Source organism: Bacillus sp. N13C7 (assembly GCF_026790065.1).
Lineage (GTDB): Bacteria > Bacillota > Bacilli > Bacillales > Bacillaceae > Bacillus.
The window spans coordinates 278,364-297,892 of sequence record NZ_JALAMO010000007.1 but is presented as its reverse complement, the minus strand read 5'-3'; the positions used below and the strand labels follow the sequence as shown (position 1 = coordinate 297,892).

Genomic DNA, 19,529 nt, shown 5'->3' with positions numbered 1-19,529 from the left:
GATTGTCTCTGATTTTGTTAATACAAAAATAAAAAAATCCTCACTTTTTTTGTGAGGATAATGCGGAGATCACATCGCTGGATAACGCTGCCGCGCGGTTATTTTCTTCTTGAATGGTCAAGTAAATTTCTTTCCTGTGAATATCAATATGCTTTGGGGCTTCAATTCCAAGCTTCACTTGATCCCCCTCAACCGCAATCACTTTCACTTCAATATCAGTGCCTATTTGAATCGCTTCGTTTATTTTCCGCGACAAAACTAGCATGATTCTCCTCCAATCGGATGCTTTGTCGTATATGAGGAGTCGTGTAAAACGACTTGCTTAGCCATCATGTTCTTGCGATTCACAATAATGGGAGCCAATAAATTCGCAGTAGACTTTTCGAATGGCTCTGCCATGGTCAGTATTGTCATGACTTCTATATCTTCAATATTTTTAATATCCAAAAGTTCAGCAGTTGATTCATCAAGGTCAAATTCATAATTCTTAAAAAAGATAAACGGACTTACAACGATGAACGCAAGATTTTCTGAAGTGACGGACTGCAGCGCCACGAATGGAGAGTCTTCCGAAAGCGGAAGAATGACGAACTGTTTTTCTTCTAAAAAACCTGGAATCCCGTTTTCAAAAAGGATGATTTGTTCTTCTTTTACGTTCATTTGGCCATGGTACTTAGTTTGAATGATCATTGTTCACGATCCTTTACTTTTTACTTTTCGGGTGATTCTTTCGGGTATTCTACATCTATTTTTAAATCAGGGTATTGGAGCATGTCAACCTTAACATTTCCCGGCGTATATTCAACTATAGGCTTATTCGGTTCAGCCTGAATAACAGGCTTTCGCGGCGTAATCTGAATATCAAGCTCTGATGGGGCATATTGTATTTTCACCCTTGAAAGAGAAGGAGCATAATGTTCTCCTAATTGAATTTGGTGCAGCTCAGAGTTCCTCCTTGCTTGTGAGGCGATTGGATTCCCCTTATTTTCGATTCTCATAAGCTCGTCACCTTCTTCTGCAGTGCGGGCTATTCCCTCCATTACATCCTCATGTCCTTGTTGGGCAGCTTCTGCGATCCGTTTGAATATATGCTTTCTGTCTAATTCTTCCCATGCTTGCGTTTGGTCAATCGTGAGTTTTCCAGGTGTCACGGATATTTCCATTTCTGCACTTGGCTGTTCGATCTCAAGATCGGCTTGCGGCTGCTCCATTTTTAAACTGGCGGGCGTCGTTGTTAAACCAATTTTCCCTTGAACACTGTGCATAATCAATCTGGGAATTTGCATCACTATACCTCCTGAACTATAAAAAAAGCGAACTCCTGAGAGCCGCTTACTTTAAAAAGTCAATTAATGTAGGCTGGACAATTTGCGCATTTACAGCCAAAGTAGCTCTATGCACGCTTTGCTGCGCAATAAATTCTGTTATTACTTCTTCCAGTTCTACATCTTCATTGTCTGATAACACTTTTGTAGCTGTTTCTTCTTGAGCTGAGAGTCTTGTATTAATCAGTTCAAGACGATTATATCTTGCTCCAAGATCTGAGCGTTCAGCACTCATGCCCTCAGAAAATCGATCAATATCATTTAAAACGCTGTCCATGTCATCGAGTGAACCTGAACTAAGTGCTTTTTCAAATGAGTCAAGCATTTCAAAGACATTCTGTCCGCTTTCAGAAGTGCCCCCAAAAGCTGACTTTGGATCTGAATTCACTTTTAATGTCATATTATTAGATATATTGACTATGACATCAGCAGTATCAGAGATTGTATAAGTTCCGTCTCCGTTATCTGTAACCGGAGGCTTGTCTGAGTTTGTGCCATTAAAGATATATCTGCCGTTCACTTGTGTATTCGCAATATTTAAAAGCTGCTCCTTTAACTGCTTCACTTCTACGCCAATCGCTTGCCGCTCTGCTTCACCGTTTGTGTCATTTTTTGCTTGAATAGCTAATTCTTTGACTTTTGATAAAATATCAATTCCTTCAGTGATGTTCGTTTCTGTGTTTTCAAGCCAGGTAAACGCTTGAGAAGCATTACTTTGATATTGCTGGACTTGAGACAGTTGTGTATTATACTTTAAGCTTTTCATTGCTACTACAGGATCGTCGGAAGCCTTTGTGATTTTTTTCCCTGACGAAATCTGTGATTGAAGTTTATCCAGCTTCGAGTAGCTTGAACCGATATATCTCAATGAGTTTTGCTGAATCATGCCTTGTGTTACTCTCATTTGATCTACCTACCTTCCTCCGACACCCATGCCATTGATCACTTTATCAAGGATTTCGTCTTGTAAAGTCACCATTCTGGCAGCAGCATTGTACGCGTGTTGGAATTGAATCATATTCGTCATTTCTTCGTCTAAAGAAACTGCGCTCATTTGCTGACGGTTTATGTCGGCGTCATTAAGCTGTGTTTCAGTATTAGACGCCAATCGATTTGCTTCTTGTGCTTTAATTCCCAGCTCACCAATCAGGCCCGCATAATAATCTAACACACTGGTTTCTTTACCGTTAATGGTTATTTTACCGGTTAAAACATTCGCTAAATTTGTAGCATTTGAGTTATCGTTGGCTGCACCAGTCAGTGAGAAAGCAATGTTTGCGCCTTTTGAATCTAAAATGCTGTCAGTAACTTTAATCTTGCCAGCTGCCCCTTTTGCCGGCTCAGTTTCACCGCCGGTAAAATCAAAAAAGTCTCCGCCTTGATCCCCGCTCTTGGTCAAACCATTTCTGTGCACCTCATTAAAAGCTTTTGCGAATTCAAGTGCCATCTTGTCAAGGTCAGAAAGCATTTCCGGGTATATGCCCTTTTCTTGGCCATCTGCTGTAACATACCCGTATGACTCCACAAATCCTAAAAGAGATCCCTTACTGGTGAATGACTCAGTCTGTACAGCATTGTCTCCGATTGAAATACTTGATACTAACCCAGTTTCAGTATCATAGTTGGCTGCAAGTTCTGAAACCTCGTAATTTTTACCGTCCAAAACAGTTCCCAGAGACTGTTTATTCTTATCAAGAATTTCAATGGATACAGTCCCTTCAGCAGAAGCAAGCGCATTCCCGCCTGACTTGTTGTAGCTGACCTTAATATCAACCATTGAGGATAATTTATCGATCAACACATCTCGCTGATCGTATAAACCATTCGGAAGAAGCCCGACCGGTTCTACTTGTGCAATTTGCTTATTTAAACTGTTTAATTGAGAAAGTAGAGAATTGACATCCAACACAGTTGTATCCAGTTCTGCTTTTAAGTTCGATTGAACATTGGTGAGCGATTCAGAAATATAATTAAACGTTTCTGCTACAGTTTTTCCTTTTTCAGAAACAACGGAACGCGCACTGTCTTCATTTGTATTATTTGATAATTCCTGCAGGGAATTCCAAAACGAATTGAGCACACTGTTCAAGCCGCTGTCATCTGTCTCATTTAAAACACCTTCCATTTGGGACAGCGCATTGGCTTTCGTGTCATAGTATCCGGCACTGTTGTTTTGAAGACGGTATTGGTAGTCAAGAAAGATATCTCTTATTCTCTCAACAGACTTCCCTTGAACTCCTGTTCCCATTTGTCCTGCAGTTTTTTCTGCATTTTTTGATACAGCAGGGAAATAGTCAGTTGCCTCCAAAGAGACTCGCTGTCTTGTATAACCATCAGTATTGGCGTTTGCCACGTTATTTGCAGTAGTGCTTAACGCTGCTTGCTGAGCGCTTAATGCCCGCCTTGCAGTTTCAAGCCCCATAAAGCTAGATGTCATATTCTGAATTCCTTTCTGCTAAGCTTTTGAATCAAATAATTTCATTCGGCTGCTCTTCGGAAGCTCAGCTTTAATTGATTTGCTGTAATTGATGCTGTTTTCCTTAGGAACCAGCATATCGTACGAAATAGAGATGAATTGCAGTGCGTCTCTCGTCAGCTGCCTATTCATCTCATTCACTTCTTTCAATCGTCCGAGAACTTTAGAAAGTGATTCATATAGTTGTTCCAGCTCTTCCTTTTCTCCGCGTGAAGTTTTGGCAATACATGCGGAAATGGTGTTATTTTCGCTGTACCCCAGAAAAGCGGAAGTTGCTTTGATCCGGTCATCTTCTGTTTGGCCGATTGCCTGAATATATTTTTGCTCTTTTGTCAAAATGTTAGAAAGCTCTTTTGTTTTGCCGGCTTTGAGCGCTTCCGTCTTTTCCTCAGACAGCGTGAGCAGGTGCTCATGCAGAACGCAAAGTCGCTTCAATAGTTCAATAATTGGCTTTGCTGACATGGGCTTTCTCCTTTTTTATTGCTTTTTATAAAAATTAATCATATTTTTTGCTATATGATTTGCGTCTACTTTGTATGACCCATTTTCAATTTGTGCTTTAAGCTGCGCAATTTTTTCCTGGCGTGAACCAGCGACTGCGTCGGATGCATTTTGCATTTCTTTAGCCTGTGATGAAATTTCAATTTTATCTTGAGGCTGTGCAGCTGTTTTTTGCACCGTTTGCTTTTCATAATTTTTTTGATATGGATTAACGGATTGTGTTCCAAATTGATTGATTTTCATAGGATTCCTCTCGCTTTCCGTTGCAGTCAGTCTTTAAACAATCTTAACCCTTTTATCGACTGCGTTTTCAGTTAGTTTAGGGAATCAGCTGTTTTTGGTATTATAGGCATAGTATGTGTCTTTTTTACTATTTTCCTTCTCGATTTTCAGGGCGTCCTCGTGGTTCAAATGATCCATTTGAGCCTTTATATCAGACTGGCAAGCCTTGCAGAACTTGCCTTCTCGAATCGATGCTCCGCACCTTTCACATGGATATGCCAAATTGGGAAGATGAGAGATTTGAATCCGCTTCTGCCTGATGAATTTCAATATCAGCTCTTCTTCTACACCTGTTTCCTCAGTTATCCGGTTCAAAGTTGATTGCCGGTTTTCCTGTTTTCTTAAAAACTTATAGACAGTTTCAAATGATTTTTCTTCTTCCTTAATACACGCCTGACATACGGTTTGCAGCTTTGTTTTTAAAAATAAAGCATTGCATTTCGGACAATTCGCCAGTTCTCCCATCTTTTTTCTCCTTATAAAATAATATGCCTGTGTTAATTTCTAGTGATTATATCGGCATAAAAACAGAATCATTTAGCTTCTGATCAAGGTAAAAGATGCCACTGAACGGGCTTTTCCTTTTTCTAATAAGCAGCGGGCTGCAAAATGCAAAGTGGCGCCTGTTGTATAAAGATCGTCTATTAAAATGATATTCATACCTTCGGCTGAATTGTTCTCTGTATCAAAAATACACTCTGAAAGCAGGCGTTCTGTTTTCTTTTTCTTGGACTGTTTCTCATTGTTCAGGCGAATAAGGGGATGGTGGACAGGCCGGTCTAAGCATTCTGCCAGAAGCTGTGCCTGGTTAAATCCGCGCTCCCCCTCCCGTTCCTTGCTCAGCGGAATAGGAACAAGAACAAAATGCTTATCGGGGTAAACCTCTGAGAAGGTTGAGGAAAAATCGCTTTTAAATGCATGTATGATTTCTGCATCTCCTCTGAATTTAAAACGGGAGAGTGTTTCTTTCATCATATCATTATAGGTATAAACTGAACGGTTTTGGCGGAGCAGCAAGCTGTCACTTATCATTGATTTCCACGTCTTGCAATCCCTGCATACCGCATGAACGGCTTGAGGTCTGCCGCATAAGGTACACATATGTCCTGTGATTTTCTTTAATTTTCTTCTGCAGGAATAACAAACCTTTTCGTCAGGCTTTAATAAAAAAAGAGCTCTCCATGTAATAGCTTGAGAAAATTGTGAATCGCATAATAGACAGATCAGTTTATGAATGCCTCCTCCTGCTTCGTTTGGCACTGATCGCTTGGATTCTCTGATACCATAGCAGCAGATTCAGCCAAAATCACTAGCATGGCCGTATTTTTTTGTTTATCTACCAGCTCAGCTTTTGTATAAGCGATCTTTTTAAGATCAGTGACGTAGGATGGTGTTACTTTGTTTAACGAAAGTGCCAATACATCGTTTTTGCATACTTTGCAAGTACAGGTCATATGAAGCTGGTCCATATATCGGTCGAGCAGTTCTTTCATTACAATTTCTTTTGAATTGACAAGCATTTGCACAGCTCCTCATCATCGGTTATATGAGTATACTGTACCATGTTTTCGAATAATGGCTAGCCTGTACATTCATTTTTCGCTGCCAAATCATTCATTTCTTTTATATGCTTTCGTGCATCCAGCATACTCTTTGTTTTACCGTAGTGAAAGAAAATGACATCACCGTCCGCATGCTCTTTATGCCGGCCTGTTCTTCCGGCAATTTGAACAAGTGCGCTTTCCGTAAAGATTGGTGATTCCGCCCCTAATACTCCCGTCTGCACCTTAGGAACCGTGACGCCTCTTTCTAAAATTGTTGTTGTGAGTAAGAGATCAAGCTGACCGTCTCGGAATTGCTGAACTTTTTCTTTTCTGTGCTTATCTTCCGCATGTACAGACGCTGTTCGGCAATTAACATCTTTAAAGCAGGCTACCGCCTTTTCCAAAACAGAAACCGAGGGAACAAATAAAAAAACAGGCCTCCCTTCTTTCACATGAAACGCTACCCATCTTTTTACCGCTGGCGGAACTTTGCTTCGGTTTAATTTCTTTTTCCAGTCTCCGCACCAAATAAAGCGCGGTTCCGGCAAAGGTTTTTTGTGGTATCTTGCTGGTATCCGAACTGAGTCTAACTGTCCGTTCAGTGCTTTTCTTTTTAATTCTTTAGGAGGTGTTGCACTTAGGTAAACAAGGGTGCTGTTTTTCTTTCTTGCTTTTTGAACAGCGAATTGAAGAGTTTGATCTACGGAAAACGGAAAAGCATCAACTTCATCCACGATCACAACGTCGAATGCGTCTTTATAGCGCAAAAGCTGATGTGTAGTGGAAATCATAAGTGAAGATAAAAGCCCTCTGTCCTCGCTTCCTCCGTAAAGCGCTGAAATGTCTGCCCCCTGAAAGGCAGCCTTGAGTCTCGGGGCAAGCTCTAGTACAACATCGGTGCGGGGTGTCGCAATACATACACGCAGTCCTTGATTTAGCGCTGATTCTATACCGGGGAATAGCATCTCAGTTTTGCCAGCGCCGCAAACTGCCCAGATGAGGAGCTCTTCTTTTTTTGATATTGCTTTAATTAAAACATTGGCGGCTTGTTGCTGTCCGCATGAGAGCTTGCCATCCCACGTCAGCTTGACCGGCCGCCAGTTTGGTTCATTATCCTTTTTCCATGAATATAAAGGAACATCCTCACTCACTCTGCCCATCATGACACAGGAACGGCAATACAGATGTTTTTTTCCAGATGAGTGATAAAAAGAAAAATACCGTTGATCATTTTGTCCGCATCTATTACACCTATACCCGCGTTTATTTATGGATATAGAGTTTTGAGCGGTGATATAGCCATTTTTAATATGCCATTCAATCATCTCATCGGAAAATGGGAGTTCAGTTCTAAGCAGGTGACGGCTTTGAAGGGCCTCCTGCAATTCTTTTGAGAAAGAAATGTTCTTTTCAGTCACATAGAACCGCCTCCTTTCGAGACAGTATGCCTGAATGAATATTTCCTGTCCAACAATCAAAATTAGAATATAAAAAAATCTCCGTTGCTAAACGGAGATTTTATATTATTTAAAACACCAGCAAATTCCGAGCGCGCCATCCCCCAAATGAGTGCCGATAACCGCGCCAAAATAACTGTTATAAAATTCAACATGAGGATATTTTGCAGAAAGCTCCTCAATGATTTTCGCTGCTTCTTCTTCTCGATTAGCGTGGATAACAGCAGCACACATAGGCAATCCTTTACTCGCATCTTCGTCTAAAAGCTCATAAATTCGCGAAATGGCTTTTTTACGTGTGCGAATCTTCTCAAAAGGCACAATTACCTTATTGTCAAAATGAAGAATAGGCTTTACCTTTAGAAGACTCCCAATAAAGGCTTGGGCGCTGCTTAATCGTCCGCCCCGCTGAAGGTGGGCCAAATCATCTACCATAAAATACGCCCGCACTGTTTTTTTCATTTCTTCGAGTTCTTTTATGATATCTTCCGGTGATGATGCTCCATTTTTGATTAATTCAGCCGCTTTAAGCGCATAAAATCCTTGGGCCAAACAGCTGATCTCTGAGTCAAATGGATAAACGTCAATATTGTCGACCATAGTGTCAGCCGCTGCTGCACTGCTGAATGTCCCGCTGATCCCGCTGGAAAGATGGATACTGATAACAGCATCATAAGTCTTGCCAAGCTCTTCATATAAAGCAACCAGCTCGCCGATTGGCGGCTGAGAAGTCGTCGGAAGTTCGGTATGTTTTTTTACTTCTTCGTAAAAGCTTTTCCAATCCAATTCGATTTCTTCGCGGTAAGTTTCTTCTCCAAAAACAACCTGCAGAGGGATCATATGTATCTGATGCTGTTCACGCATTTCTTTCGGAATATATGCCGTGCTGTCTGTTACTACTGCAATATTCATAGCTTCGATACCTGCCTTATTGCTTTATAACTCTATTGTAAGGGAAACGGCAGCCTAAAAAAAGACCTGCCTCATAAAAGGCAAGTCTTAATTTCCACTATCTCATTTCTACCCAGCCATTTTTAATGGCGACCACAACGGCTTGCGTTCGGTCGTTTACATTCATTTTTTGTAAAATATTACTTACATGGTTTTTAACGGTTTTCTCACTGATAAACAATGATTCACCAATACCGCGGTTGCTTTTTCCGTCTGCAAGCATCTGCAGCACTTCACATTCCCGCCTAGTTAAAATATGTAATGGTCTGCGGATTTCAGGGTAAACCTCATGCTGAGGATGTGCAGAAACTCCGCTTGTTGCAAGGCGGCGGAATTCGTTAACGAGGTTGTGAGTAACCTTCGGATGAAGGTAAGAGCCACCCTCGGCAACTACTTTAACCGCTTCGATTAATGTATCAGCATCCATCTCTTTCAGCAGATAACCTCTTGCGCCTGTTTTCAGGGCATGTGTTACATAATTTTCGTCATCGTGAATTGATAGAATAATTACTTTAGATTCAGGATACAGCTCTACAAGCTGTTTTGTAGCTTCCACACCATTTACGTTTGGCATATTGATATCCATGATCACAACATCGGGATGATAGTGCTCAACAATACGAGCCGCTTCGTCTCCGTCGTCACCTTCGGCTACCACTTCAAAGGTAGGTTCAAAATCCAATATCCGTTTAACACCTTCACGAAATAACTGATGGTCGTCGATAATAACAATGTTTACTTTAGTCACAAGCCACGCCTCCTTGTATTATTGTTCTATATACTCTAGCATTCGGTCAATATGCCTTTTGGCTCTATTTTACAAATCATAGTCAAAGAGATAACGGAACCTTAATCATAATAAATGTCCCAAGACCTATTTTCGAATCTATTGTCATCGTTCCTTCCAATAAATCTACTCTTTCTTTCATGCCAAGCAAGCCGAATGATTTGTTTTTCTTCTCTTTTGCTTCCTTCAGGTCGAACCCTTTGCCGTTATCTTTTATCATTAAAATCACAAAATCCGTTGTGATCTCAACTTTGACTGTAATTTCCTCAGATTCAGAATGCTTTAGCGCATTAGACACAGCTTCCTGTGCGAGCCGGAAGAGCGCAACTTCAAACTGGGGCGCTAGCCGCCTATCCTCTGTTTCACCGATGCACTGAAAATGTATTTTCACATTTCCGTTATATTCCTCAGTTGTATATAGATATTTTCTTAAAGTTGGAATCAGGCCTAGGTCATCAAGGGCCATCGGTCTTAAATCATATATAATCCTTCTCACTTCGTAAAGGGCATTCCGCACATTTTGACGGAGATTTTTAATTTCTTGGAATCCGTCCTCAGCGCCCCGGTCACGGAAAATCCGTTCGATTAATTCCGATCTCATCATTACATTTGCCAGCATTTGAGCAGGTCCGTCATGAATTTCTCTTGAGACTCTTTTTCGCTCTTCTTCCTGCGCCTCAATAATTCTCAAGCCGAAATCCTGTTTTGCCTGAGCATCAGCAAGAAGCAGTCCGACCTCGCGCAAATCCTGATTCAAGTAGTTGAGCACAACTGTAATTTGGCTTACTAATGATTCAGAGCGCTCAATGATTTCCTGAAGGCCCAACAATCTGCGCTCTAAATCATCACGGCGTTCGCGCAGTTGCTTTTCACGCTGCTGGATCATCGTCAATTCCACCTGCAGCTTATGGGCTTTTTCGTAAGCATTGCGGATTTCTTCTTCACTGAATCTATGAAAATTCCGGCTGACCTCGGATAAACGATTTCTCGCATGTCGGGTTTGCACTTCAAGTTTATCGCCAAGCTCGATTACTTCATAAACCTGCTGTTTGATTTGTTTCAGTTCTTCAACCAGCTGTTCATACTGCTGGCGTGACTGCTCCCCGATTTGAAAAACCTCATCCTTGCTCCCGTCAACGGTTTTCAGCATCTTCATCAAAATAGAATCCAGCACTTTGGAATCCATCTTTGTTTTATTCATAATTTCCCTCCGTCACGGCGTTGTCATATATTTTTATTATAAATGTAATTGATCTGCAAATTGTGTCGAATTATAATGAAAGAATGCGTATATTCTAGAAATAAACATTTTTATATACCTTCTATTCTTTATGATACCAAAATACGCACAAAAATTCTAAAGACTGTACGAATTTGTATGGGCAGTCTTTTATGCTTAGCAGGAGGGTCAGCAAGCATGCTGCACAGCTATTTTACTGTGAAAGAAGCAGGAGAACACGAGATTGTTATAGAAAAATCGCGTTTTATCTGTCATTTAAGCCGTGTTTCTACAGAACAAGAGGCACAGGAATTTATACAGAAAATAAAGAAACAGCACTGGAATGCGACTCATAATTGCTCGGCTTACGTAATTGGCGAGAACGATCATATCCAAAAAGCCAATGATGATGGAGAACCAAGCGGTACAGCGGGAGTGCCGATGCTCGAAGTATTAAGAAAACGCGGTCTTAAGGATACCTGCGCCGTCGTTACACGATATTTCGGAGGCATTAAACTTGGGGCCGGCGGATTAATTCGCGCTTATGGGAAATCAGTGTCTGAAGGATTAAATCATATAGGTGTTGTAGAACGGAAGCTCATGCGCGTCATGCATACTTCCGCAGATTACACTTGGCTTGGCAAGATAGAAAATGAATTAAGGGAATCACAATTTCTGTTAAAACAAATCCATTATGCGGAAAATGTTGAATTCGAAACATATGTGGAAGAAAAAGATACTGGCGCATTTTCTGAATGGATGACAGAACTGACAAATGGAAAAAGTGATATTAAAGAGGGAGAGTTGACGTATCTTGAAAAAGCCGTCAATCACATAAAGGAGACTGAATAATGGCTGAACGCGTTAGAGTGCGTGTGCGAAAAAAGAAAAAGAGCAAACGCAGGAAAATTTTAAAAAGAATGATGTTATTATTCGCCCTTGCATTATTGGTAGTCGTAGGGCTTGGAGGATATAAACTATATAAAACCATTAACGCTGCGGATGATTCGTACGATGCTCTTTCCCGCGGAAATAAATCAAATCTTCGCAGCGAAGTGGTAGACATGAAGAAAAAACCGTTTTCTATTTTATTTATGGGAATAGAGGATTACGCGACAAAAGGACAAAAAGGGAGATCAGACTCTCTTATTGTAGTTACCCTTGATCCCAAAAATAAAACCATGAAAATGCTGAGTATTCCACGTGATACACGGGTGCAATTAGCCAGTGACACAACTGGAAGCAAAACAAAGATTAATGCCGCTTACAGCAAAGGCGGAAAAGATGAGACAGTTGAAACCGTTGAAAACTTCTTGCAAATCCCGATTGATAAATATGTCACAGTTGATTTTGACGGATTTAAAGATGTGATTAATGAAGTCGGCGGCATTGATGTAGATGTGCCTTTCGATTTTGATGAAAAAAGTGACGTAGACGAAAGCAAACGGATTTACTTCAAAAAAGGCGAGATGCATCTAAACGGCGAGGAAGCCTTGGCGTATGCCCGTATGAGAAAACAGGATAAACGCGGCGACTTTGGCCGTAATGACAGACAGAAACAAATCTTAAACGCGCTGATTGACCGAATGTCAAGTGCAAGCAATATTGCTAAGATTGATAAAATCGCAGAAAAAGCGAGCGAAAACGTTGAAACCAATATTCGCATTACAGAAGGTTTAGCGCTTCAACAGATTTACAGCGGCTTTACCAGCAAAAAAATCGACACCTTGAGCATTACAGGTTCTGATTTGTATTTAGGGCCAAACAACACGTATTATTTTGAACCGGATGCAACAAATCTGGAGAAAGTCAGACAAACGCTCCAAGAGCATTTAGCTTATACTCCAGATACCAGCAGCACTGACACTACCGGTACCGGAAGTTCAACATACGGAACGGACAGTTCAAGCAGTTCCGACAGCACCGGCACAGATGAAAGCACAACAACTGACGGTACGACGAGCGGAAGCAGCTATTCGAATGACAGCAGCACAAGCTCAAACGGCACAACAAATTCAACAACTGATTCATCCTATTAAAAAATGCCCGGTCCTTTAGAGGATCGGGCATTTTTGTAACGAAAAAACTCCGGCCACTCAGCCGGAGTTTTTAATTCCTTTTTAACAGCCGTTTATAGAATTTCGTAAACGGCTTGAATTTTTCATTCACAAGTCCTGTCACTTCTGCAATGATCTGCATAAAAATAATTAAAATGAAGATAATAAACAAAGAGAGCCAAATTGTGGCACTTTTGAGCACAATTGCACTTATGCTGAAAATAAATCCAATCAGATAAATCACAATGACCGACATCCGATGTGAAAGGCCAAAGGCCATCAGTCTGTGGTGAATATGGGACTTATCCGGCGCCGAAATCGGCTGTTTGTTTAATATTCTCCTGATAATAGCAAATGTTGTATCAAAAATTGGCACGCCTAAAATAATAATCGGAATAACGATACTGAATAATGTTACGCTTTTATACAGTCCTAATAATGAAAGAATTGAAATACTATACCCTAAAAAAAGTGATCCTGTATCACCCATAAAGATTTTTGCTGGATGAAAGTTGTAAAACAAAAATCCCAGCGTACTGGCGATTACAACCAATGAGAGGGACAGAATCAGTATTTTTCCGCCGGATAGCGCCATGACGGCGATTGTTGACAGGCCGATAACAGAGAGACCGGCGGCAAGGCCATCCAATCCGTCAATCAGGTTAATTGCGTTTGTAATCCCGACAATCCATAATACTGTCAGCGGATAAGCCATCCACCCTAACTCAAATCGTTCTGTTAAAAAAGGTACTGAGAAAAAGTCCATTTTTAAGCCGGTGCTTACAATCATAATGGCAACACCTAATTGAATCAAAAACTTAACTTTTGCACTTAATTGATATTTATCATCAAGAATTCCTAACACAATAATGATGAATGCTCCGACTGTAATAGCCGTCATTCTTGTTTCTGTGTAAATACCGGATGCAAGCACGCCTGCAACCACCCCGATAAATATGGCCAGCCCGCCCATCCGGGGCATAATTTTGTCATGTACTTTTCGATTGCTGGGCTGATCAACTGCACCTATTTTAATCGCAATCCTTTTTACGATTGGGGTTATGATTAAAACTGTAAGCAGCGAGACAATAAACGCAACAACAATGCGAATCATGCGTTCGTCAAGCATAAAGAAGTCTCCTTTGGAATTAAATGAAGTCTTTATTTAGATAGAGAACCGTTCCTTCCATTATACCTTCTCCTTAGTTATTATAACAAGCTTCATCAAAAAGAAACACGTATAATCAAAAAACGCGCATCCCAATTTATAGGACTACGCATGTTTTTGAATCCCTGTATACTTCATGATTTGTTTAAATAAGCAGTTCCAATCTTGCGCGCGGGCAATGTTTCGGCGCATTTCTTTATACCTTTCATCTCCGTTTTGGGCGAGGACTTTTTCGCACGCGGCTATAAAATCAATCGGATCATCGCCTTCTACATATTCGTATATATACGGCTTTTTCATTTTTGATGTTGACGGAAGATTAGAGCCGACAACAGGCTTTCCTGCCGCTAAAAATTCAAATAGTTTCAGCGGAAACACGGCTTGATTATACGGTGAATTTTTATATGGCATCATGCCGATATCGATAAGCTCCATATAATGCGGAACTTCCTTTGGATCCGCCGGGCCGGTCCATATGACATTGGGAAGCCTCAGTAGCTCTTGAAACGAGGCATCTCCGTTGGTGGCATCCGGACCAACCCATAAAAATGTCCAATCAGGCTTTTGTAATGCAGCTTCTTCAATCATTTTAAAATCGAGCTTAGGTTTAATCCCACCGATAAAGCCTAATACTGTTCCTTCTCTTCCCTGTAATATACTGCGATCAGGAGCTTTCTTATTTGCAGAAAACAGCTCAAATTCAACCCCGTTCTCGACAGTATGAACCTTTTCTCGTCCTGCGGTCAGTTTTTTGTCTACTTCTTTGTGAAGATAATCCGATGAACAGGTAATGGAATCTGCACGATGTATAATTCTTATCTCCGCCGATTTAATGACTTTTCGCCGGAATTCAGACAGCAGATTTGAACGGCCGCTGATCGGCGCTGCCCATAAGTCACTGCAATCATAAATAACCTGATCCCAGGGATACAGCGAAGACAACAGCGGGAACCCAGGGAACGTGTACCACAAACAGCAGCGTTCACCGTTTGCAGAAGCAGTTTTCAGCTCATCAAGTAAAGGGGAGAGCTTGCGCCTGTAAAAGACATCTGTATATCGTCCGAAGCGAAACATTTTTTTCTGCAGCAGGTCTTTGACCGCGAATTGCCTGATGCCTGAACGAACCTGCTGGAATTCACTTTCTTGGGGGCGCGGAGCCGGGCACACCCAAATGACTTCCTTCGTTTCTTCCTGATCGGCTAAAAACTCCGCCAGCCGGTGCCTTCTGTATCTCAATTGGTCTTTTCCCCATTCAGCAGTGGCAACGATGACATGAATCATTGTTTCTTTTGTTTCCACCTTCATCACCTTTTCTCTCTGTTTGCGGCTATAATCTTTTTTTCACCGCATTTTTCGCATATTGTACAAAACACCATGTGGCTTTGATCAAATGAAGCCGCTCAATCTCCCTGTAAACAAACCACGTTTTTTTTGCGGCCTTCCATTTGTTGCTGGATATCGAGTTATCTACAAGCCGATATTCAGCCAGGCATTCATTCATTCCATAGGCGGTAAATCCCTTTTTCAAAAGAGACAGCCATGTGGCTAAGTCCTGTCTCGTTCTGATATTCGGCATTTGGATCTGTCCCGTTTGCTCCCTGTCAATCATCACCGTCAAACAGCCGATAATCGTGTTTTTCAGAGCGTCATCGTACGTCAGACTTTCCGGGGCATGAATAAACTTATCAAGCGGAGTCCCGTCTTGGGCCATTAGGCTGTAGCCTGTGAAAGAAAACGCACAGGAACGCTCCATCATAAAATCAAGCTGCTTTTCCAGTTTGTCTTTTTTCCATTTGTCATCACTGTCCAAAAATGCGACATAACGTCCTTGAGCGCGCTCCAATGCTTTGTTTCGAGCAACCGCTGCTCCGCTGTTTTCTTCCAGATACACGACATGAATTCTTTCATCTATTTTTTCATATTGCTGTAAAATGTCGCGTGTGCCATCCGTTGAGCAATCATCCACGATAATCATTTCCCAATGAGAGTGGCTCTGATCTAACACTGAATGAATCGTGTCTTCAATATAGTCACGCGCATTATAAGAAGGCGTAATGACAGATACGAGAGGTTTCCAATTGGTCATGATCACATCTCCATCATATGATTTTAAAAGGATTCCCTGAAAAATTCAGGAATGACAACAAACATAAAGGCGATCGTGAGGCCGATCATAACGCCAAGAACCGCTTTCTTTTTTGGAGACATTCCGCCGCCTGCCGCCTCACTTACGGTTTCAGAATCAGTGACACTGGCCGGTTTCAAGTTAAGCTTCGTGTTCTTCAGCTCATACAAAAATCTCTCTTTATCCACCTTGGAATCCTCGCTAACCGTCTCACCTTCAAGCGCGTCTATGCTGCTGCGGATGACGGCTTCTCTTTCTGAATAGAGCTTTTGATCGTTTTTGAGAAAGGCGGAGGAAATAGCATTTAAGACGGATTCCGTTCTATCCTTATCCTCGTCGCTATAGCTTAAAGTCAGTAACGATTTGGATTCCGTTTTGATGGTAAGCTTCTCTTTGATTTCTGCCAAATTTTCATCCTTCTCATCAGGAAGCGCCTCCTTCAAAAAAGAGTCGCTCTTCAGCAGAAGCGGAATCTCCTCTGTGCTGTTATAAACCGGATGATCATAGCTCCCCACAGCCAAAGTGTCTTCAGCTACAAAACTTTTTTGATCAGCAATCTGCGACGGCAGGATATACCCCGCCGCACCTAATATAATTGGCACTGCTATAATCCAAATGATATTTTTTTTCACGCGCCGGGCTATTCTTATCAATATATCGTTCATATAAGTCTCCCTGCTTTTTGTAGTCTGTTTATCTGTACATCGGTTCAGGCACCTGTCTGGATCGCCTTAACACATTCACAGCGGCGATGACGAGCGCAAGAAACACCCAGTGGAAAAATAAATTTGAAACAGAGCTTGGGCTGATACTGGATACCAGGAAACTGACCAGAGCCGTGATAAGCCCTTCTGTGATCAGTTTTGACTGATTTCCCAATTTTCTTTCATAAAATTTGTAAAGCACCCAGATAAGGTAGGCATAAACAGCCAGATATCCAAGCATGATGAACAAGCCAAAGTTAGAAAGAATTTCAACAAGCCAATTGTGCACTTCTGTGACGTTGTCAGTATCATATAACGCATGATGCTCAAGGTAATAGGATACATTCCCTGCTCCGACTCCGAATCCGTATGAATCAAGGAAAAAGTGCCATGCGTTTTTCAGCAGATTGGCCCGGGCCACATTTGACGGCAGCGTTTCATGAAATGAATGCAGCGTTTGCGGGGCCAGAAACAGCTCCCAAAACTTTGAATAAATTCGGCTGGCGAAAAGAACTGCAAAAATGGTGATTCCCGCTGCAGACAGCCAGATGGCGATTTTCTTTAAAACAGGCGGCAATACAATAAAGATGTAGACAGCAGCGCCCGCAAAAATCCCCAGAAGGCTGGCTCTTGAACCGGTAGCAAAAATTAAATACAACGCACAGACCGAAAGAAAAAGGCCAATCGCCTTGATGTATCCATTCTTTATGTTTTTCACCAATGCGATGTACAAAAAGAAGCTGATGGATAAAAATGTCGCAAAGTCATTTTGATTAAAAAAGACCGATGTCGGATAATGCTGCTTATATTCCGGTCCAGTGTAAAGCGTTGAACTCGGAAGATGATGATGGGTGATATGATTGTAAAAACCAATGATCATCAGAAGTATTGTCATCACCAGCCAAATGGAATAAACAATCATCAGCCGCTCCATTTTTTGCACGTACATGACAATGAGGTAAACGAAGAAGATTCCCATTGCCAATAAGGCCAAATATTTGATGCCGGCTGTCACTGATTTTGCCCACAGCAGTGAAACAAGACCGTATATAAACCAAAAGGCGAAAAAGAGTAAAATCCCTTTCACTTGCAGCCCGTTCCATCTTTCAATATGTGTTCGATTCCGAACCATACCGATGACATGGAGGCATCCCGCTGCAATGAGCAGTAGCCTGTAAAGGAACAAACTGAAAAATCCGAGATGAATGGCAAAGAATGCATTATTTAAAAAAGTGCAGGCGATCAAAATATAAATGACAGCCATAAAGAGCCGTTCTTTCGTTGTAAATGCGGTTGCAAGCGTCAGCGCAAACAAACCAATTGCCAGCACCGCAAGCACGGCAGCCATCTGCATGAAACCTGTGTCTGTACGGATGGCGCCCAGCAGTAGGACGACTCCAAATATGGCAGCGGCCAGTAACGTAAGCGTATGGACCGCTGAACGTTTGATACTCACATGTTTAACCCCTTTCCTGATGTTTCAGGAGCCGGCGGCCGAGCCTAAGCAGCCGGCAGCTTCAACCAAGCAACACTTTTCTATTTATAAATTGACGCTCCCCAAGTCTTTAGCGAGTTCCTCGAGCGGCAAGCCCGGAAAATACTTGTCAGAGGGTTCCGTTCCACGAACAGCAGGACGGCCGATGGAATGATAAATGTATCCGGCGGCCTGCATCTCTTCAAGTGAAAATAAATTTCTGCCATCGATAATGATTGGCTGCTTCAAGAGGGTTTTCACTTTTACAAGCTCCATTTCCTTCACTTCCGGCCAATCTGTTAAAATCAGGCATGCATCAGTGTCCTCAATCGCAGCATACACATCTGTGCAATACTCGATCTGTTCGCCTAGAATCGCTGAAGCTTCAGGAATAGCAATCGGATCATATGCTTTTACATGGGCGCCCAGCTGCTGCAGCATCGGAATAATATCAAGAGCTGGAGCGGATCTCACATCGTTTGTATTCGGCTTGAAGGCCAATCCGAGAACGGAAATGGTTCTTCCTTTGATGCTTCCCATAACAGTTAAGAGTTTATCTACAATGTGAACGCGCTGCTTTTCGTTCGTTTCAATCACAGCTTCGATGAGCTTAAATGGATAGCCGGCAGATTTTGCAATTTGAAGCAGTGCGGTTGTATCCTTAGGAAAACAGGAGCCGCCAAACCCAATACCCGCTTTTAGAAACTTTCTGCCGATACGGCTGTCAAGCCCAACGCCATCAGCAACTTTTGAAACGTCTGCGCCGACTCGCTCACAAATGTTTGCGATATCGTTGATAAAGGAAATCTTTGTCGCCAGAAATGCATTCGCGGCGTATTTAATCATTTCTGCACTTTCTAAGTTTGTTTTAATGACAGGAGCATGGAAAGGCTGGTGCAGATCCTCAATGATGGCAGCGGCTTTATGACTGGTTGAGCCAATCACGGCGCGCTCCATATTCATCGTGTCATGAATCGCTGAGCCCTCCCGAAGGAATTCAGGATTAGATACAACATCGAATGAGTATCTTCCTTTTGAAGCTTTCTGAACGATCGATTGAACCAGTTTTCCCGTTCCGACCGGAACTGTGCTTTTATTTACAATAATTTTATAGCCGTTGAGATGCTCACCGATTGTTTTCGCTGCCGCTTTGACGTACGTTAAATCAGCTTCACCTGTTTTGGACATCGGGGTTCCGACAGCAATATAAATAATGTCGGATGCCCGAATGGCGGATGGAATATCGTTCGTAAAGGACAAACGCTGATCCAGCACATTTTTTTCAACTAAGTCTGAAAGCCCTGGCTCATAGATCGGGATTACTCCATTTTTCAGACTTGTGATTTTTGATTCATCAATATCACAGCAAACAACTTTATTGCCGATCTCCGCAAAGCAAGTGCCTGATACGAGTCCTACATAACCTGTTCCAATTACAGCTATTTTTTTCACAGCGCTC

22 protein-coding genes are annotated in these 19,529 nt (G+C 41.9%); 2 read left to right on the top strand and 20 right to left on the bottom strand.

What is annotated here, in order from left to right; genetic code table 11:
* Positions 1–40: 40 nt before the first annotated feature.
* The 14 genes from csrA to degS all read right to left on the bottom strand — a co-directional run bounded on the left by csrA (position 41) and on the right by degS (position 10,524).
* Positions 41–265: a carbon storage regulator CsrA gene (gene csrA / locus MOB98_RS09650; protein ID WP_268360495.1), complete on the bottom strand. Its 225-nt coding sequence runs from the start codon at positions 263–265 to the stop codon at positions 41–43.
* Positions 259–690 carry a flagellar assembly protein FliW gene (gene fliW, locus MOB98_RS09645; protein WP_268360496.1) on the bottom strand — a complete coding sequence of 144 codons (432 nt, stop codon included), beginning with the start codon at positions 688–690 and terminating at the stop codon, positions 259–261. The genes csrA and fliW overlap by 7 nt, the downstream gene beginning before the upstream one ends.
* Before the next feature lie 20 nt (positions 691–710).
* The gene (locus MOB98_RS09640; protein ID WP_268360497.1) at positions 711–1,286 is read right to left on the bottom strand and encodes a DUF6470 family protein; all 576 of its coding nucleotides are present in this window, start codon (positions 1,284–1,286) and stop codon (positions 711–713) included.
* A 46-nt stretch (positions 1,287–1,332) separates the two neighbouring features.
* On the bottom strand, positions 1,333–2,229 hold the full coding sequence (gene flgL / locus MOB98_RS09635) for a flagellar hook-associated protein FlgL (protein ID WP_268360498.1): 897 nt from the start codon (positions 2,227–2,229) through the stop codon (positions 1,333–1,335).
* A gap of 9 nt (positions 2,230–2,238) precedes the next feature.
* A complete protein-coding gene (gene flgK / locus MOB98_RS09630) occupies positions 2,239–3,762 on the bottom strand; it encodes a flagellar hook-associated protein FlgK (RefSeq protein WP_268360499.1) in 1,524 nt (507 codons plus the stop codon).
* Between the two features lie 18 nt (positions 3,763–3,780).
* Positions 3,781–4,263, bottom strand: coding sequence for a flagellar protein FlgN (gene flgN, locus MOB98_RS09625; protein WP_268360500.1), 483 nt, complete (start codon positions 4,261–4,263; stop codon positions 3,781–3,783).
* A gap of 15 nt (positions 4,264–4,278) precedes the next feature.
* Positions 4,279–4,545, bottom strand: a complete 267-nt coding sequence (gene flgM / locus MOB98_RS09620) for a flagellar biosynthesis anti-sigma factor FlgM (protein ID WP_268360501.1) — start codon at positions 4,543–4,545, stop codon at positions 4,279–4,281.
* An 84-nt stretch (positions 4,546–4,629) separates the two neighbouring features.
* Entirely contained in the window at positions 4,630–5,049 is a 420-nt protein-coding gene (locus MOB98_RS09615) for a TIGR03826 family flagellar region protein (RefSeq protein WP_268360502.1), read from the bottom strand.
* 72 nt (positions 5,050–5,121) lie between these two features.
* Positions 5,122–5,844 (bottom strand): ComF family protein, encoded by a 723-nt coding sequence (locus MOB98_RS09610; protein ID WP_268360503.1) that lies wholly within the window; start codon positions 5,842–5,844, stop codon positions 5,122–5,124.
* Positions 5,808–6,104 carry a late competence development ComFB family protein gene (locus MOB98_RS09605; protein WP_268360504.1) on the bottom strand — a complete coding sequence of 99 codons (297 nt, stop codon included), beginning with the start codon at positions 6,102–6,104 and terminating at the stop codon, positions 5,808–5,810. The genes MOB98_RS09610 and MOB98_RS09605 overlap by 37 nt, the downstream gene beginning before the upstream one ends.
* A gap of 59 nt (positions 6,105–6,163) precedes the next feature.
* Positions 6,164–7,546: an ATP-dependent helicase ComFA gene (comFA, locus tag MOB98_RS09600; RefSeq protein WP_268360505.1), complete on the bottom strand. Its 1,383-nt coding sequence runs from the start codon at positions 7,544–7,546 to the stop codon at positions 6,164–6,166.
* A gap of 105 nt (positions 7,547–7,651) precedes the next feature.
* Positions 7,652–8,497: a DegV family protein gene (locus MOB98_RS09595; RefSeq protein WP_268360506.1), complete on the bottom strand. Its 846-nt coding sequence runs from the start codon at positions 8,495–8,497 to the stop codon at positions 7,652–7,654.
* Between the two features lie 97 nt (positions 8,498–8,594).
* Complete coding sequence (degU, locus tag MOB98_RS09590) at positions 8,595–9,284, bottom strand: two-component system response regulator DegU (protein ID WP_003219701.1); 690 nt, start codon at positions 9,282–9,284, stop codon at positions 8,595–8,597.
* An 82-nt stretch (positions 9,285–9,366) separates the two neighbouring features.
* Positions 9,367–10,524 (bottom strand): two-component sensor histidine kinase DegS, encoded by a 1,158-nt coding sequence (gene degS, locus MOB98_RS09585; RefSeq protein ID WP_268360507.1) that lies wholly within the window; start codon positions 10,522–10,524, stop codon positions 9,367–9,369.
* Between the two features lie 216 nt (positions 10,525–10,740).
* Here degS and MOB98_RS09580 point away from each other — a divergent pair, with 216 nt between their 5' ends.
* Together MOB98_RS09580 and tagV are read left to right on the top strand one after the other, a co-directional pair.
* Positions 10,741–11,394: a YigZ family protein gene (locus MOB98_RS09580; protein ID WP_268360508.1), complete on the top strand. Its 654-nt coding sequence runs from the start codon at positions 10,741–10,743 to the stop codon at positions 11,392–11,394.
* Positions 11,394–12,581, top strand: coding sequence for a polyisoprenyl-teichoic acid--peptidoglycan teichoic acid transferase TagV (gene tagV, locus MOB98_RS09575; RefSeq protein WP_268360509.1), 1,188 nt, complete (start codon positions 11,394–11,396; stop codon positions 12,579–12,581). Before MOB98_RS09580 ends, tagV begins: the two co-directional genes overlap by 1 nt.
* 70 nt (positions 12,582–12,651) lie before the next feature.
* Here tagV and MOB98_RS09570 read toward each other — a convergent pair whose 3' ends face one another.
* From MOB98_RS09570 to tuaD, 6 genes are all read right to left on the bottom strand, one after another.
* Complete coding sequence (locus tag MOB98_RS09570; RefSeq protein ID WP_268360510.1) at positions 12,652–13,728, bottom strand: MraY family glycosyltransferase; 1,077 nt, start codon at positions 13,726–13,728, stop codon at positions 12,652–12,654.
* Between the two features lie 144 nt (positions 13,729–13,872).
* Positions 13,873–15,066 (bottom strand): teichuronic acid biosynthesis protein TuaH, encoded by a 1,194-nt coding sequence (tuaH, locus tag MOB98_RS09565; RefSeq protein WP_268360526.1) that lies wholly within the window; start codon positions 15,064–15,066, stop codon positions 13,873–13,875.
* Between the two features lie 28 nt (positions 15,067–15,094).
* Positions 15,095–15,853, bottom strand: coding sequence for a teichuronic acid biosynthesis protein TuaG (gene tuaG / locus MOB98_RS09560; protein WP_268360511.1), 759 nt, complete (start codon positions 15,851–15,853; stop codon positions 15,095–15,097).
* Between the two features lie 23 nt (positions 15,854–15,876).
* Entirely contained in the window at positions 15,877–16,557 is a 681-nt protein-coding gene (tuaF, locus tag MOB98_RS09555) for a teichuronic acid biosynthesis protein TuaF (protein WP_268360512.1), read from the bottom strand.
* Between the two features lie 28 nt (positions 16,558–16,585).
* On the bottom strand, positions 16,586–18,052 hold the full coding sequence (tuaE, locus tag MOB98_RS09550) for a teichuronic acid biosynthesis protein TuaE (protein WP_268360513.1): 1,467 nt from the start codon (positions 18,050–18,052) through the stop codon (positions 16,586–16,588).
* A gap of 84 nt (positions 18,053–18,136) precedes the next feature.
* A complete protein-coding gene (gene tuaD / locus MOB98_RS09545; RefSeq protein WP_268360514.1) occupies positions 18,137–19,522 on the bottom strand; it encodes a UDP-glucose 6-dehydrogenase TuaD in 1,386 nt (461 codons plus the stop codon).
* Positions 19,523–19,529 lie beyond the last annotated feature (7 nt).

Coding starts and splice junctions, on each gene's coding strand:
- csrA (WP_268360495.1), bottom strand. CDS start 265: ATGCTAGTTTTGTCGCGGAAAATAAACGAAGCGATTCAAATAGGCACT.
- fliW (WP_268360496.1), bottom strand. CDS start 690: ATGATCATTCAAACTAAGTACCATGGCCAAATGAACGTAAAAGAAGAA.
- MOB98_RS09640 (WP_268360497.1), bottom strand. CDS start 1,286: ATGCAAATTCCCAGATTGATTATGCACAGTGTTCAAGGGAAAATTGGT.
- flgL (WP_268360498.1), bottom strand. CDS start 2,229: ATGAGAGTAACACAAGGCATGATTCAGCAAAACTCATTGAGATATATC.
- flgK (WP_268360499.1), bottom strand. CDS start 3,762: ATGACATCTAGCTTTATGGGGCTTGAAACTGCAAGGCGGGCATTAAGC.
- flgN (WP_268360500.1), bottom strand. CDS start 4,263: ATGTCAGCAAAGCCAATTATTGAACTATTGAAGCGACTTTGCGTTCTG.
- flgM (WP_268360501.1), bottom strand. CDS start 4,545: ATGAAAATCAATCAATTTGGAACACAATCCGTTAATCCATATCAAAAA.
- MOB98_RS09615 (WP_268360502.1), bottom strand. CDS start 5,049: ATGGGAGAACTGGCGAATTGTCCGAAATGCAATGCTTTATTTTTAAAA.
- MOB98_RS09605 (WP_268360504.1), bottom strand. CDS start 6,104: ATGCTTGTCAATTCAAAAGAAATTGTAATGAAAGAACTGCTCGACCGA.
- MOB98_RS09595 (WP_268360506.1), bottom strand. CDS start 8,497: ATGAATATTGCAGTAGTAACAGACAGCACGGCATATATTCCGAAAGAA.
- degS (WP_268360507.1), bottom strand. CDS start 10,524: ATGAATAAAACAAAGATGGATTCCAAAGTGCTGGATTCTATTTTGATG.
- MOB98_RS09580 (WP_268360508.1), top strand. CDS start 10,741: ATGCTGCACAGCTATTTTACTGTGAAAGAAGCAGGAGAACACGAGATT.
- tagV (WP_268360509.1), top strand. CDS start 11,394: ATGGCTGAACGCGTTAGAGTGCGTGTGCGAAAAAAGAAAAAGAGCAAA.
- MOB98_RS09570 (WP_268360510.1), bottom strand. CDS start 13,728: ATGCTTGACGAACGCATGATTCGCATTGTTGTTGCGTTTATTGTCTCG.
- tuaG (WP_268360511.1), bottom strand. CDS start 15,853: ATGACCAATTGGAAACCTCTCGTATCTGTCATTACGCCTTCTTATAAT.
- tuaF (WP_268360512.1), bottom strand. CDS start 16,557: ATGAACGATATATTGATAAGAATAGCCCGGCGCGTGAAAAAAAATATC.